Genomic DNA, 15,965 nt, shown 5'->3' with positions numbered 1-15,965 from the left:
GACGCTGTCCGGAGCCGATCGAAGCCGCCTACCGTTTCGCCGTCCTTGGAATCCTTGAACGTGCGCCGATACAATATGATCACACAGGAAGCCTCGCGCTTCGTGTGGAGGCCCCAAGGGCTACTGCGCCTCAAGAATGAACTGAGACCGTGCGTGGACACCGACAAGCGCATAGAGGAATTGGAATCCCAGGTATCCAAGCTCACCCACGAGTTGCAGAAGCTTCGTGGCGCACGACAACCGCAGGCTGCGAGCCCCGTTCCGCAAACGCGCGTTCCTGAGCCTGCACCATCCCCCAAAAGCGATAGCCCCGCTTCTTCGAGCATAAACGCCGAGGCTCGAGCTTCGACAATATGGCTGAGCCGGCTGGCGGTTGTGTTTGTAACCGTGGCCATAATTCTTGCCGCGGGCAAGAGCGCGAGCACATCAGCGTTCGACCCGCGCAGCAAGGCGCTAGTCGCATATGGCTTGGCGGCCCTCATGTTCTTGATTGGAGGGGCTTTCCCTGACCGGCGCAGTTTTCTCGCGAGCATCGCCCTTGGGACGGGTCTGGCTGCCGGGTATTTCACCACGTACGCTGTCTTTTTCATCCCCAACATCCAGATATTCACGGACCAATGGAATGCCCTGCCCATTCTGTTCATCGGCATTATGGCAATCGCCGGTATTGTCGCGTGGCGCAAGAGCCACGTGGCCGCCGTCATGAGCTACGCCGTCGTGTACTATACCTTCGGTTTGGCGGCTCACGAAGCGGCGACCGTGCCGCAATTTGCCTACTCGATTGGCGCAATTGCTCTGGCGCCGGCGACTGCTCTGCTCCTTCATGCCCGGTTCCATTGGCGTTTCCTGGTGTGGCTCGTGTTGGCAGGGACATACGGGCCGTTCATCGCCTTCCTGTACAGCCAACCGGCAGCAATCCAAGCCGCCCCTGAAACCTATTTCTGGCTCACGCGCGGCTCTTTGGCTATTGCCTTCCTGGCGGTGGGCGTTTCGACCGTCATGGAGGTCCGGCGCGAAGATATCCGGTCCCGGGGCGTTCTGCTGATTTCGCTTCTTAACTGCGCGCTCTTCTTCCCGATTGCGTGGATGGGCATTCAAAGATGCTACCCAGATCATGCGTGGCTGTTTCGATTGACATTCACGATAGTGCTTGCCCTGTTGGCTTTGATGGCCGAGACACGAGGCTCCAGAAGAAACTACCTGTTCCAGGCATACATCGCACAAGCGTTCGCGATGGCTGTTTTGTCGATGATGTCCCTCTATTCCGGGGTAACCCTTTGGCCGGCGCTCGCTCTGGCTTGCCTTGCGCTCACGGTGTTCTATCAACAGAGCGGCGCCGTCATTCTCAAGGCCGGCAGCATACTGCTCCTTTTCGCCATCTTCGCGGGGGCCGCCTTCACCATCAAAGCTCCCGGCTATGCGGTGTACAGGGGGCATGCCGTCCCCGCAAACTGGCTGGGCTGCGCGGCTCCAGCACTCATCTTCTTCCTCATCGCCATATACTATGAACGGGCTACACGGAGGCGTCCCCCGCGAAAACGCCACCGAACCGGGCACTGGTTCCTTGCCGATTCCTTGCTGGACCCTCCCAGCGCCACCGTGGCCATGCTGCATTCAGCTCTGGGCGCACTGTTGCTGATGATGCTGGCGATCACCGGTCGTGCCCAGCAGCCCGACCTCCCGTATCTCCTGGGCGCCCTCAGCATCGCCTTGGCGATCATGGGATTTCTGATGTCCACCCCGCAATTGGAGGTCGCGGCTGTCCTGCTGCTTGTCGCCGCACATGTTTCTTTCCATTTCTTCCTGCTGGTGGATAAGAGCGGATTTGATCAGACCGGCGGGTACGTATACGGAACGGCCATTCTCGCGGTCTATACCTATCTTGCCGGCCTCTCCTGGGAACGCTATTTGAGGCGTGTGGGAGACGATCGCGCCTGGGAACATAACCTGATCGCCCCCCTCCCCCACATAGGCGCGACGTATATGGTCGCCACACTCATAGCAGGCAAGTTCGGAGAGATCTATGCGGCTGCCACCTATAACGCGATTGCTGCCATATTGCTTATCTTCGCCCTCGTCCTGCCGTTTGCCGGGCTCAAAATCGCGGGTTTTGCCCTGCTCGCTATTGGGGCGGCCCTGTTCTCGAACCTCCTTTACGACCCGTCCGCAAGGTTGCTTGATGACCCCTCGTTTCTCTTTTACCTCGTTCCTTTTCTCTGCTCGTACGCCATCTCCGAGCGCGCGCTCTATTTCGCCCACAAGCGTCCCGCCGTAGCCCATCGCGCCGACGACACGCTTCGCACCATTATCGTGGCAACAGGGGGCGCAATGGGACTCCTGGCCTTCAACAAATGGGCCGGCGATGAGTTCCTCGCCCTGTATTGGCTGGCGCATGGGTTGGCTGGGGTCGTTCTAGGTCTTGTGTTCCGTGAACCCCGGTACCGGTGGGCAGCGTCTCTGATTCTGGTGTTGGCCGTTCTTAGAGCGCTTTTCGCGTCCCCGGGTGACAGGGTGTGGCTCTATCAGTTCGGGGCGTTCGCCGGCCTCGGTCTCGCCGCGCTGATTGCCATGGTCGTCCGTGAACACAACCGACCGAAAGAGACATCTTCGCCGGCCGCAACGGGCCAAAATGGACCCTCCCTCGATGAATAGGCGGCAGACCGCGGCCGAGGACATCTGTGCCAGGTTACGCGCCCACGGCTACCGGGCGCTCCTGGCCGGAGGGTGCGTCCGGGACCTGATTCTCGGGCTCCCCCCCAAAGATTACGATATCGCGACGGACGCCACGCCGCGGGAGGTTGCCGCCATCTTCGAACGCACCATTGACGTCGGCTCTGCGTTCGGCGTCCAGGCTGTGCTGCTGCCGGAGGGCCAGTTCGAAGTCACCACCTTCAGACAAGACGGCCCTTACGAAGACGGACGCCACCCGAGCACGGTCGCCTTCGTGGGGGAGAAGGAAGATGCGCGGCGGCGCGATTTCACCATAAACGCCCTGTTTTACGACCCCTTGCACCAAAAGGTGCTGGATTACGTGGAAGGCCAAAAAGATCTGCATGCGGGCATCATTCGCGCGGTCGGGCAGCCCTATGAGCGGTTTCAGGAAGATCACCTGCGCCTCCTGCGAGGCATTCGCTTCGCGGCGCGCCTGGGGTATGCCATCGAGGAAGAGACCTATCGGGCCATAAAAGACATGGCGCACCTCATCAACGCAACCAGCGCTGAACGCATCCGCGATGAGCTGCTCAGAATCCTCACAGAGGGGGGAGCGAAGCGCGCATTCGAGCTTCTTGACGACACCGGCCTCCTCGACCGCCTCCTGCCGGAGGTTTCGGCCATGAAGGGCGTACAACAGCCGCCGCGGTTCCATCCCGAGGGCGATGTTTTCACCCATACCTTACTCATGCTCGACCTTCTGCGTGATCCTGCCCCGGCCTTGGCGCTCGGCGTCTTGCTGCATGACGCCGGAAAGCCGCACACACAAACGGAGACGGACCGTATCCGGTTCAACGAGCACGATGTGGTAGGGGCAGGGATAGCCCGCGAGGTCTGTCTGCGCCTGCGTTTGTCCCGGCGCGACACGGAACGCGTGGTCTGGCTGGTATCCCAGCATATGCGCTTCGCGCACATTCCGGATATGAAGGAGAGCAAACGCAAGCGCCTGGTCCGCGCCGAGGGCTTTGACGAGCTTAAGGAGCTATGCCGCATCGACTGCCTGGCGAGCCACCAAGAGCTCTCGACAATCGACTGGGTCGAGAACTATCTGGCCCACATCCCGCCAGAGGCCCTTCATCCCGAGCCGCTGCTTCAAGGACGCGATCTCATCGCGCTGGGCTATTCTCCGGGTCCCCTCTTTTCGAAGGTCCTCAGGCAGATCGAAGAACTACAACTCAATGGCCAACTGACGACGCGGGACGACGCCAAGGCCTTTGTCCTCAAGCAGTGGCCCGTGGGAAAGACCTCGTAACGCAATAAGGAGCCCCGCCCATGACGAATACCGGCTCGTTCACGACAACCGGCGGCCTGCGTCTTTACACCCGCGCCTGGCTGCCATCGAACACGCCTGCCGCCCATGTGATCCTCATTCATGGCTACGGCGATCACTGCGGCCGGTACGAGCGCTTTGCCCGCGCCCTCAACGATGCATCGTTAGCCGTGCACAGCTACGATCAACGCGGGTTCGGGCGCTCGCAAGGGAAACGCGGGTATGTCGGGCGTTTTAACGATCTCCTGGCCGACCTCGACCGTTTCCTGCAGGTGGTCGAGCCGGATGTTCACGGGAAACCGGTGTTTATGCTGGGCCAGAGTTTCGGAGGCCTTATCACTGTTCGATATGCCGAGACGCGCCAGCCCGGTTTTTCTGGGCTCGTCCTGTGCAGCCCCTTTCTGGGCTTTTCCGAAACCATCCCGAAGCCCCTGTTGCAGCTCGGCAAATACATTGCCAGGGTGGCGCCGTGGATGCCTGTAAGCAAAGTGGAGGCGAAGGGTCTGTCTCGCCGGCCTGAGGTGGTGGCCGCCGCCGATCAAGATCCTCTGGGCTACCACGGAACCGTACGCGCACGCACGGGAGCCGAGATGCAGAAAGCCGTCGAGGACGCCTTCAACGATATCTCACGCCTTTCCCTGCCGCTGTACATCGTGCATGGCGATGCAGACAGCATCGTCCCGGTTTCCGGAAGCCAGCGACTCTATGCTCAATGCGCGTCAACGGACAAAACCCTGCGCGTGTTCCCCGGGGGATACCATGAATTGTGGCAGGATCTCGACGAAGAGACCATGGTTACCGGCGTGCGCGAATGGCTCCGCCAGAGGTTGTGAGCATCCCCCTCGCCCTGTCATAATGTGCGTGTCCAATGGATGACACAGGAAACAGGGGCAACACAAGACGGTAATTCAATGCAAGGCGAACACACAAAACGACTCCTCGAGCAGATTCACGACGCCCACGTGGGAGAGTTTCTGCCGCTTATTCCTCCTAAGGAGGTCAAGCAGACCCTTCCAACAAGCAGCCGGGCGCACGACACGGTGATGACAGGCCGCGATACCGTGGCGCGCATTCTGTTGGGCGAAGACACGCGTATCCTCGTAGTTGCAGGCCCTTGCTCCATTCATGACGCCGGCATGGCGCTGGAATATGCAAAACGTCTGTACCAGGCTCATCTTCGGTTTGCACGGCGCCTCTTCATCGTGATGCGCACCTATTTCGAAAAACCGCGGACGACCACCGGATGGAAAGGGTTTATCAACGATCCCGACCTCGACGGCAGCTACAAGATCGAGGACGGGCTGCGCAAGGCGCGCCGCATTCTGCTTGACATCGCCGATATCGGTCTTCCGACGGCCACCGAGGTCCTCGACCCCATTGTGCCTCAGTATGTGGCCGACCTCATCACATGGGCATCAATCGGAGCAAGAACCACGGAATCACAGACTCATCGGGAGATTGCCAGCGGCCTCTCCATGCCCGTAGGGTTCAAGAACAGCACGAATGGGAACCTCCAGGTGGCGATAAATGCGTTGCTTTCCGCCCGCCAATCGCATCATTTCCTCGGTATTGACCAGGAAGGCAAGACGTGCGTCGTACGTACCCTCGGAAACCCGTGGGGCCACCTGATATTGCGCGGAGGCGCCGGACACCCTAATTGCGACCGCGTAAGCGTGGCACTGGCGGAAGAACAGCTCCGCGCTGCGGGCCTGGAACCCCGTATCATGGTCGATTGCAGCCACGATAACAGCACCAAGCGTTACGAACTCCAGGAGAAGGTCCTTCGCGATGTGGTGCATCAGCGTACCGAGGGCACGACGTCCCTGATAGGCCTCATGCTCGAAAGCAACCTGAATCCCGGCAGCCAATCCATCCCGAAGGACAAGGCTCGGCTCAAATACGGCGTCAGCGTAACGGACCCGTGCATGGGATGGGACATGACGGAAGCGTGCCTGCAATACGCGCACGACCAGCTCGCCAAAACCTGACCCGCGCGACCGGGGTTGCCCCTTCTGCGTCGCCTCAGATTGTGTCAACCACAACGACACAAAGGCACAAAGAATCGTCTCATTCATTTGTGCCCTCGTGTCTTCGTGGTTGGAGCTCGCGAACCGCTACGGCAACCAAGTCCCATGACTCGAGGCGGAAATGGCGCGACAGAAATGCTATCTTGGCTATTCGCGGAAGATCACAACGTTGTGGAGAACCAACATGTTGTCATACGGTTTGATCCTGTTCGTGGCATCGGGGATTGCCGCGGGCACCCAGCCAGCCGCTCTTGATCCTCCCCCGGGTACCGTCCCGGACGCGTGGCAACACGCCACGGTTCTCGCTGCGGAGGTCAGGGCATCTTCCGCGCCCGAGTTCCTCCCCACCCGCCACCCGCAGGCAGCATGGTATCCGGATGCCGGCTTGGGGCTCTTCGTGCACTGGGGCATCCACAGCGTGGCCGGCGTACAGCCTTCCTGGGCGATGATTAAAGATTACCCGGCGGGGGGCGAGCCCGCAATGCACCCGCCCGAGCGGTACTACGCCCTTGCCGAGAAGTTCAACCCGCGGAACTACGACCCCGGCATCTGGATGGCTGCCGCTGCCAAAGCCGGTTTTACCTATGCGGTCCTCACCGCGAAACATCACGACGGGTATGCCTTGTGGCCGACGAAATTCGGAGACATGAGCACCCGCCAATACATGAACGGCCGCGACCTGTTGAAGCCTTACATCGACGCCTGCCGCAACCATGGCCTCCGGGTCAGCCTCTATTTCTCCCCGCGCGATTGGCATTACCCCGGATACCCCGTTGATGACGCCGGTTTCGACTACAACAAGCGCGGCCAGTACCCACCCATAGAAGACCCCGAAAAGAACCACCGCGATTTCGAAGCATTCTATGCCTACACGATCGGCCAACTGCACGAACTTCTCACCTCGTACGGACAGATCGACGTGCTCTGGTTCGATGGCATGGGCTGGCACGGTATCGAGGACACCTATGCCAACCAGACGCTCGCATGGATTCGGTCGTTGCAGCCGGGAATCGTTATCAACGACCGCTGGGGCGGCACGGGCGACTTCACCACTCCCGAATGGGAATTCCCCAAAGGCCCACCGCAAGGCTGGTGGGAAAACTGCATCGCATGGAACGGCCACTGGGGTTATAACCCGGACGGCGCCTTTCAGTCGAGTGAGTGGGCAATGGACAGGCTCGTCCGCGCCCGCGAATGGGGCGGCAATTTCCTTCTCAACGTCGGCCCGGCCCCTGACGGCTCTATGCCCCAGGGTTTCTATGAACGCTGTTCCGAGATTGCCGACTGGATGGAGAGTAACCGCGACGCCCTGATCGGGGCGTTCCCGTCACCGGGTGAAGAGCGGTGCAACGTGCGCCTGACTGCCCGCGGAAAGAGCTGGTACATCCACATCCCTCCCGGCCATGAGGGAAACATCGAGCTGCGGCTCGTGCGCCCGCCTGACAGTCTGTCGCTACTGCATTCGGGCGAAGCCATACCGTTTGCGCCTGATGAGAACGGGACGGTCCGGTTCGCGGCGCCCACGGATAAGCGCATTGCGCTGGACACCGTCGCTGTTGCCCGTTGGGATTTGCAGCGCTGGGAAGATGACATTCAGAGAATCGAGAAGACCGTTTCGAATGTCCCCGCCAATCCGATCCTGTTCGTGGGAAGTTCCTCCATACTCGGGTGGAACCTCCCCCAATATTTCCCGGACCTCCCTGTGCTGAACCACGGCTTCGGCGGGTCCGAATATTTCGACGCCCTATGCTACGCCGACCGTATCATCGTTCCGTTCCGGCCGCGCGCCGTCGTCCTCTACGATGGCGATAACGACATCGCCAACGGCAAAACAGCCCAGTGGGTGTCGGCGGACATGAAGGCCCTGGCACGCAGCATTCATCACGCGCACCCGGGGACGCCGATCGTGGTATTGTCGATAAAGACCAGTCTTTCGCGCTGGGCCAAACACGAGGAAATGGAAAAGGCCAACGGGTTGATGGCCGAATTCGCCCGGAACACTTCGGGCGTTACGTTCCTCGACGTGAATTCGCCGCTCCTCGCTCCCAACGGCAAACCCGATGACCGGTACTTCCGCGAAGACCACCTGCACCTCAATCCCGAAGGATACGCTCTTTGGACGGGCATTCTGAGACCGGTTCTTGACGGCGTTCTCAGCAATAACCGCACTGCGGATTGATTGCCGGACCGGGGGCAACGGCGCCTTCTCAATGCCCCAAAACCGATCCAGTGCTGCACCCGGTTGTCAGGACACGCGTCCGTCCCGTGGCGCAATGGGAACCAGCATGGCCTCGAATTGCTCGACACTCCGCTCCCATGAACATTGGAGCGCGAATTCCCGGCATCGCTGGGGAGACATGGTCAGGGCTTTTGAGACCGCCGTTTTAAGATCCTCGTCCAGCCACCCCGTCTCGCCCTGTATTACCACGTCCTTGGGCCCTTCCACCGGGAAGGCGGCCACGGGCAGGCCGCAGGCCATGGCTTCGATCATCACGATCCCGAATGTATCTGTCAGACTCGGAAACACGAAGACGTCGCCCGCTTCGAGGTGCGCCGCAAGGTCCTCACCCTTCTTCTTTCCCAGGAATCGCACGTCAGGGTATTTGTGCTGCAGCTCTTCGAGCGCCGGACCATCGCCAATGACCATCTTGGTACCCGGAAGGCCCAAGCTCAGAAAAGCCTCGATATTCTTCTCGACCGATACGCGTCCCATGTAGACATATACCGGCCGCGGCGCACTGATGGCCGATTTATCTCGCGGGCGGAAGAGGTTGCTGTCCACGCCTCTCCCCCAGCGCACGATACGCTCGAACCCCCGCGCGCGCAGGGTTTCCTCGAGCGAATTCGTCGATACCGACACGTGCGCCGCCCCGCTATGGAAACGCCGGAGAAACCAGTACGTTACCCTCAGCGGAATGCCAAAACGAATCCTGATGTATTCCGGCCACTTCGTCGTGTATGTGGTGGTGTACGGATACCTGCGTTTCCGGCAATACCGTGCGCCGGCCAGACCAAGTGGCCCCTCGGTCGGAAGATGGATGGCGTCGGGCTGAAACTCGTCCAGCAGCCGTGCGAGTCTCCGCCCGCAGAACAGGGCCAGACGGATATCCGGGTACGTCGGGCACGGCGCCGTCCAAAACAGCCCGGGGTGAAAGACCTCAACGGTATGCCCGCGCGCGCCAAGCATCTCCGCCATCCGCGTCATGGTCGTCACGACCCCGCTTGTCTGCGGAGCCCAAGCATCGGTGACCAACGCAATCTTCATGATCCCCCTCTGGCCCTCGATCAGTGGCCGGCACACGCATCGTGGTGATACTATGCACGCCAAACACAGTGGCTGCAAGAGCGAACCCAGCGCTGGAGCTGTCCTGGAGGAGCTACTCATGATTTGTGCGATTTGTGTACCCATCATTGCAGGCACATTTGTCACCGGCGGCATTCCCACGGTACCCGATACGCCTTTTCAACAAGAATACCGCGAGGTCTATCCGGTATTGGGTCCAGACGGTGCAAACAGCATCCGCGCCATTGCCGTGGACGGAGCGCAACGCCCCTGGATAGCAACCGACGGCGGCATCTTCCGACTCGACGAGACCGGGTGGAGCCTGGCCATAGACGGTTATTACCACGGCCCTGCCTTCGCCGCGGCCGAAGGACCCGATGGCTCCGTCTGGATCGGCGCCTGGAACGGCCTTTACCGCAGCGCGGCTTCCGGCTTGCTTGAGCGGATCCCCGAGGTCATCGACCCCATCGGCGCGATCGGTGTCTCAGGCGATATTGTGGTTGCCATGGGGCCCAAAGGCATGTGGCACAATCGCGACGGCGCATGGAAACACGCACACGGCGGCTGGGCCGATTCGCCCCGGGCCGTGGTGTTCGACCAAGATGGGACAATATGGGTCCCCACGGGGCATGGACTGTTCCACATCCGCGGCGAGGAAGTGCTCGGCCAGCTTCGGGATTTCGATGTTATCCGTTCGGGGGAACTCTCGGCGGCGGCCTTGGGGCCCGATGGAACGCTCTGGGTCGGAGGCACCAACGGTATTGACGTATATCGCGGCGGCACACGGATAACTTCACATACGCCGGAAAACGGCCTCCCATGTTCACTTGTCCACTGCCTCTCGTTCAGTCAGGACGGCATCTTGTGGGGAGGCACGGCGGCGGGAGCAGCCCGCTTCGACGGCAAGAAGTGGTCCCTGCGGCACAGCCTCCGATGGTTGCCAAATGACGACGTGCGGGACGTGGCCTTTGACCGGGACGGCACCGCGTGGATAGCCACAGCCAACGGAGTCTGCGCTATCAAGCAGCGCATCATGACCTTGGCACAAAAGGCCGGGTATTTCGAGGAAATCCTGCACAAGCGTCATGTTCGAGAGCCGTGGCTGGTCGAGAAATGCCGTCTGATGAAGCCCGGTGATGTGTCTGTAATACAGTCAGAAGACGATGATAATGACGGCCAGTACACCAACATGTACCTTGCCATGGAAGCTTTCCGGTATGCCGCAACAAAAGACCCCCAGGCACTCGAAAGGGCACGAAAGGCGTTCGACGCCATGGAGTTTCTCCAGACAGTCACCGGGACGCCCGGGTTTGTCGCCCGGACCGTTGTGCCGGTCGAGTGGACACGCCCGGACAACCCCAATCCCTATCGTCTCCACGACTCGAACCGTCCCTACTCGCCACAGCAACTGGCGGAGACGATTCTATGGGATCCGCGCTTCAAGCCCGTTGAGATTCGGTGGCGTCCTTCGCAAGACGGGAAGTGGCTCTGGAAAGGCGATACAAGTTCCGACGAGATCACGGGCCATTTCTACGGCTACCTGCACTACTACTCTTTCGTGGCCCAGTCCGAGGAGGAGAAGCAGCGGGTGCGGGACCTGTGCCGAAGGGTCATGGACTATATTATCGAGGGCGGCTATGTGCTGCGCGATATCGATGGCGAACATACCCGCTGGGGCGTCTGGGCCCCCGAAAAGCTTCTTCATGACAAGGACTGGCAGGCCGAACGCCCCGTCAACGCGGCCGAGATCCTGTCTTACCTCAAGACGACATACCGCCTCACCGGCGACGAAAAATACCAGGATGCGTACCGCCGTCTTATCGATGAGTTCGGTTACGCGGAACTTGCCCGCAAACCCAAGCCAACAAATCCGTCCGAGCGCACCCACATCGATTCCGAATTGCTGGCCTTGACCTTCCCGGGCCTTTTGATGTGTGAGAACGACCCGCAACTGCTGGCCTTCTATAATGAAGGCATCCGTCAATGGTTCGGCACGGTCCGGAACGAGTATAGTCCCTACTACAACTTCCTGTGCGGCTCGTTGGGCGTCGAAGAGATCGGAGTCGAGGAATGTGTGGCGTTCCTGCGCGACGCGCCCCTCGACCTTATCCAATGGACCGTAGACAATACCAGGCGCGAAGACATGGAGCTGGTCCGCGAGCCGGAACTGGACCAGCTCCAGACCAGCACGCTCCCGCCTCCCAGCGAACGCGGCGTCATGCGGTGGGACAACAATCCCTGGGGTGCGGTGAGCGGCGATGGCGGCCACACCGAAAGCAGCGGCGTATATTGGCTATTGCCCTATTGGATGGGCCGCTATTATGGGTTCATCGGGGCGCCTGCGGCTCAGGAATAGCCCGGCCGCCTGAAAACCGGCCACGTTGCGTTCGCCGCCGCCGAGACAGGGAGATCCTCTTGGTCAAAGGCGCCGCGGCGCGTCTCTACATTCTGCCCAGTTTGCGCTGAATACGCTCCAGCCGTACGCGAAAAGTCTCCAAACCCAAAGGCAGCTCGTCAGCGCCGAGGGCGCTTCGTGTTTCGAGAAACTGGAGCGTCTCCTCGCAAATGCGTTCCGCGGCCAAGAGGTCGCGCACGCGGTGTTCGTAGTACTTGGCCAATTCCAAACGCGCCACGAGGTCACGCGGGCGCTCGGCAAGCAGCAGCGTCCACGCGTCCTCCATCTCAACCCACTGTTGAAGACGTTTACAGGCCATTCCCATCAGATACAAGCATTCACATCGAATCGCAACCTCCGCTTCTTCCTCCAGCAAACGGCGGCCATGTTCCGTCACTTCCTGATAATTCTTCTGCATGAAGTGTAGCCGCACAAGGGACAGCCGATCTTCCAAGTGGTCGAATCCCGTGCCTTGGGGCAGGTTAAGACTCTGCGACAAGCGGCCCGCGAGCGCCGCCAAAGACAGCACGTCCATCTTGTGATGGTAAAAGACGGCTTCCAGGGGGCGGGCGTCGCGGGTACGGAGGTACTCGAGCCACAGCTCCGGTATCTCCGCGCTCGAGACGTCGCCGTGCCGGCGCACCCCCAGCACTTCCCGCTCGATGTTGGTCAGCCCGCAATCCCCGAGGCGGCGTTTCCAGAAACGCCGCGCGGCATGCAGAAGGTCGTACTGAAGCGCGCCGTCCAGCCGAAACGGTATCCGGTTCTGGATAAAGCGCGTACGAAGCAGGGGGATATCAAAACTCTTGCCGTTGTATGACACCACCGTATCGCGCCCTGTGAAGACGCCGTCGAGATAGCGCAACATGGGCTCTTCGTCGTCGAAATCACGCATGAACGCCTGTTCGAGACGAAACATGCCGCCTTCGAAATAGCCGGCGCCCACCAAGAACGCCACCGTGCCCGAGCCTCCTGCCAGGCCCGTAGTCTCGGTGTCCAGAAAGAGGGCCGTCTCCGGAGAGAAGTCCCGCAGATCAGAATCGTTCGCCGAAAGAGCCACATGTTCCGGGAGGGCCAGCAGCGCCTCGCCCAGGGTCACGTTCCCGTGGGGCGTGTCCAGCGGCAGGTCCGTGCGGACGAGATAGAACGCCTCGTCCTCCCCTCCTACAACCTCGCCGGGCACTATCTTGTCAATCTCGAACTCGCCGGAGGCCCGGCGCTGGGCCAACTCCTCGGCTTGACGGCGCCACTCGGCACCGCTCATCAATCCCTTCTGGGCGAGCAGCGACTGCAGTTTGTCGCGGATTTCCGACATCGCTTATCCTGACGGCTCGCTCGCTGGCGGCGCCTCGATAGGCAGTCCAAGGGCGATCCGGGCCAGTTTGAGCGCGCCGTTCTTGCCATGTTCCCCGACCTCAAGGGCCGGGCCCACACAGCTCGGGCACCCTTCCATACACCGGCAACCTGCAATCAGCGACGCCGCTGCCTCCAGCAACTGCTTGTGATGCGTGAAGATCTTATCGCTGAAACCCACCCCGCCCGGGTAGGTTTCGTAAAGATAAATTGTCGGGCGCTGCGTGATCGGCGCGCGCAACATGGCTTCGGAACGGATGTCCGTCACGTCGCACAAGACCTGCACGGGGGCAACCTGGCGCAACGTGTTCGCGAGCCCGTTCAACGCCTGGGAAAGCTCTTTCTGTTCGAGCCCGAGCCGTTTGTCCGCGTCTTCAGGGAACTCCAGCCAGTAGGACGACGTGTGCATGGTGGATTCGGGCAGGTTGATCTCCCCCCATCCGACATTCTCGTGGGTGCCGAACTTGATCTTTTTGTAGATGGACGGCAGCCAGGTCACGCTCACCTCGCCACAGTACTTCGCCACATCCCCCACGTGCTCCTCGCGGAACGTGTCGAGCGTCTTCAGATCGACCTTGATCTGAGCATCCGTGTAGTAGTCAACTTCAACCGGACGCACGTAGGCTTTTCGGTCCTCCAGATCCAGCTCGTCGACCGTGAATTGCTCGCTCTGGTGGATGTAGATCGCATTCTGATAGAGTTCCACCGGCGCTGCGAAGAGATCCACCTCACCGACCACGCGCCCATTATCCGAGGTGTCCAGGATCACCACATTGCCCGGCGCGGCGGTCCGCAGGCTGATATCCTCCGCCGGGTAGGCGTCGGCGCTCCAGTGCCATTTGTCCTTGACCCGTCTCAGCACTCGTTGCTCAGCCAGATAATCCAGTATTTCCTCCGTGGAAGCGGAGTCCAGCCCGAACGGCTCTCCCTTCACAAATGGAATCTCAAACGCTGCGCATTTCAGATGGCTCGCCACAATGATCAGGTTGTTGGGGTCAACGGTGGCATTTTCGGGAGGCTGCCCGAAGAAATAATCGGGATGGTTGATGATGTACTGGTCCAGAGGGGCGCTGCTCGCAATCAGCACCACCAGAGAGACGGAAGACCTTCGGCCGGCCCGTCCCGCCTGCTGCCAGGTGCTGGCCACGCTCCCCGAGTAACCGGTCATGATGCACGCGTCCAGCGAACCGATGTCGATGCCGAGTTCCAGGGCATTCGTGCTCACCACCGCCATAATGTCGCCGTCGCGAAGCCCCCGTTCGATATCCCGCCGTTCGCTGGGCAAATACCCGCCCCGGTAGCCACGCACCAGGTTGTGGTCCTTGCCCAGCTTCCGGACAGCATCCTTCAAGTAGGTCGTAATGATCTCGACACGAAGCCGGCTGCGCGCGAATACGATGGACTGCACCTCCCGCGAAAGAAAATGCCGCGCCAGACGGGTCGCTTCCTTGACCGACGAACGCCGTATACCCAATTCGGCGTTCACTACGGGCGGGTTGTAGAAAAGAAAATGCCGTTCGCCTTGGGGCGCCCCGCTCTTGTCGACCAGACGGACTGGCTTCTCGACCACCCGTTCCGCCATCTCCTGGGGATTTCGGATGGTTGCGCTGCAGCAAATGAACTGCGGCTCGCTGCCGTAAAACGCGCAGATCCGTTTCAAGCGGCGGATCACATTTGCCAGATGGCTGCCAAAAACGCCCCGGTAATGGTGCAACTCATCAATAACCACATACCGCAGGTTTTCAAACAGCCGAAGCCATTTGGTGTGATGAGGAAGAATGCCCGTATGCAGCATATCCGGATTGGTCACTACGATGTGGCCCGCCTGACGCACCGCCTTCCGCGCCGACCCCGGCGTATCCCCATCAAACGTATACGTTCCTATCTGGACCTCGAGGTCCTCGATGGTGTCCTGCAGTTCGTGCACTTGGTCTTGCGAAAGGGCCTTGGTCGGGAATATATAGAGCGCCCGCGCCTCATTGTCCTGCATCAGGGTATGCAACACCGGCACGTTGTAGCACAGCGTCTTTCCGGAAGCGGTGGGCGTCACAATGCACACGTTCTCGCCGGCCAACACGGCCTCGATGGCCTCGCGCTGGTGCGTGTACAAACTCTGCACGCCCCGTTTCCGTAAGCCCTCGACAAGTTCAGGGTTCAGAGCCTCCGGGAAACCGGCGTATCTGGCGGGTTGCGCCGGCACGGTGCGCCACGCCGTCAGATTCTGCTTAAAATCGGCATCGGCGCGAAGACGGTCGATAATCTGCGCAACGTTCATTGTAGGGTTTGCGGACTCCCGTTTTCTTGACTGCAAGGCATCTGAATATTACATCAGTATTTCCCGCATTGCAACAAGTCCGCACGACTCTCGCTGGCACTCGACCCCGGCGGGTGGTCGCGCGGCCTCGACGACCGGGTTGATCCCGGCTGTCAAGCCCAGTCCCTGGTTTCATCGTGCGGCCTCATTACAGCCAGTATGCCGGCGAATCTCCACGAGCCGCCCGTGGTCCGGGGACAACAGAAAACACACAAAGCCCGGCCGAAACGCACTATCTCGACCGGGCCCATATCTGAAAAAGTATATCGCGTTCTCAGGGCTTTACATTCACGAATGTTCAAAACCCCGTAACGGTTATCAGCCTTCGCCGCCCGCTGCAGGGGCCGCGGGAGCCGGCGCGGCCGGCTTATCAGCAGCCTTCGAGCAGCCAACCGTGAAAACTGCCCCAAAGAACATCGTCACTGCGAGAAGCGCCAACAAGACCCGTTTCATTTCTTTCTCCTCCACTGTTTGTTTCGGCGCCGGGCCCGCAGCTCCTGCCGCGTCCCCCGCCAAACTCTTCCCTTCGGCAATTCACGCACTCCTAAAGCAGTACGTAACCCACCAACATACTACGATTACATGAAATAGTCAAAGGTTTGTTTGAGGGC

At 60.4% G+C, this 15,965-nt stretch carries 10 protein-coding genes; 6 read left to right on the top strand and 4 right to left on the bottom strand.

Annotation, left to right across the window (positions count from 1 at the left end; genetic code table 11):
- The first annotated feature begins 60 nt into the window (after positions 1-60).
- From PLJ71_20460 to PLJ71_20440, 5 genes are all read left to right on the top strand, one after another.
- Positions 61-2,652, top strand: coding sequence for a hypothetical protein (locus tag PLJ71_20460; GenBank protein HQM51066.1), 2,592 nt, complete (start codon positions 61-63; stop codon positions 2,650-2,652).
- The gene (locus PLJ71_20455) at positions 2,645-3,964 is read left to right on the top strand and encodes a CCA tRNA nucleotidyltransferase (protein HQM51065.1); all 1,320 of its coding nucleotides are present in this window, start codon (positions 2,645-2,647) and stop codon (positions 3,962-3,964) included. Before PLJ71_20460 ends, PLJ71_20455 begins: the two co-directional genes overlap by 8 nt.
- A 20-nt stretch (positions 3,965-3,984) precedes the next feature.
- Complete coding sequence (locus PLJ71_20450) at positions 3,985-4,815, top strand: lysophospholipase (protein HQM51064.1); 831 nt, start codon at positions 3,985-3,987, stop codon at positions 4,813-4,815.
- A gap of 78 nt (positions 4,816-4,893) precedes the next feature.
- Positions 4,894-5,970, top strand: a complete 1,077-nt coding sequence (locus tag PLJ71_20445; protein HQM51063.1) for a 3-deoxy-7-phosphoheptulonate synthase — start codon at positions 4,894-4,896, stop codon at positions 5,968-5,970.
- 223 nt (positions 5,971-6,193) lie between these two features.
- Positions 6,194-8,188, top strand: a complete 1,995-nt coding sequence (locus PLJ71_20440; GenBank protein ID HQM51062.1) for an alpha-L-fucosidase — start codon at positions 6,194-6,196, stop codon at positions 8,186-8,188.
- A gap of 66 nt (positions 8,189-8,254) precedes the next feature.
- Here PLJ71_20440 and PLJ71_20435 read toward each other — a convergent pair whose 3' ends face one another.
- On the bottom strand, positions 8,255-9,274 hold the full coding sequence (locus PLJ71_20435; GenBank protein HQM51061.1) for a glycosyltransferase family 1 protein: 1,020 nt from the start codon (positions 9,272-9,274) through the stop codon (positions 8,255-8,257).
- A 118-nt stretch (positions 9,275-9,392) separates the two neighbouring features.
- Here PLJ71_20435 and PLJ71_20430 point away from each other — a divergent pair, with 118 nt between their 5' ends.
- A complete protein-coding gene (locus tag PLJ71_20430; GenBank protein ID HQM51060.1) occupies positions 9,393-11,648 on the top strand; it encodes a regulator in 2,256 nt (751 codons plus the stop codon).
- Positions 11,649-11,733: 85 nt separating this feature from the next.
- Here the strand turns inward: PLJ71_20430 and PLJ71_20425 are convergent, their stop codons facing one another.
- From PLJ71_20425 to PLJ71_20415, 3 genes are all read right to left on the bottom strand, one after another.
- Positions 11,734-13,002 (bottom strand): ribonuclease H-like domain-containing protein, encoded by a 1,269-nt coding sequence (locus tag PLJ71_20425; protein ID HQM51059.1) that lies wholly within the window; start codon positions 13,000-13,002, stop codon positions 11,734-11,736.
- A 3-nt stretch (positions 13,003-13,005) separates the two neighbouring features.
- Entirely contained in the window at positions 13,006-15,315 is a 2,310-nt protein-coding gene (locus tag PLJ71_20420; protein ID HQM51058.1) for a DEAD/DEAH box helicase, read from the bottom strand.
- Between the two features lie 357 nt (positions 15,316-15,672).
- Entirely contained in the window at positions 15,673-15,807 is a 135-nt protein-coding gene (locus PLJ71_20415) for a hypothetical protein (protein ID HQM51057.1), read from the bottom strand.
- Positions 15,808-15,965: the final 158 nt, after the last annotated feature.

The sequence above is a fragment of the Candidatus Hydrogenedentota bacterium genome (assembly GCA_035416745.1).
Taxonomy (GTDB): Bacteria; Hydrogenedentota; Hydrogenedentia; order Hydrogenedentales; family SLHB01; genus UBA2224.
Note: the sequence above shows the minus strand (reverse complement) of the source record. Positions and strands in the feature narration are given on the sequence as shown.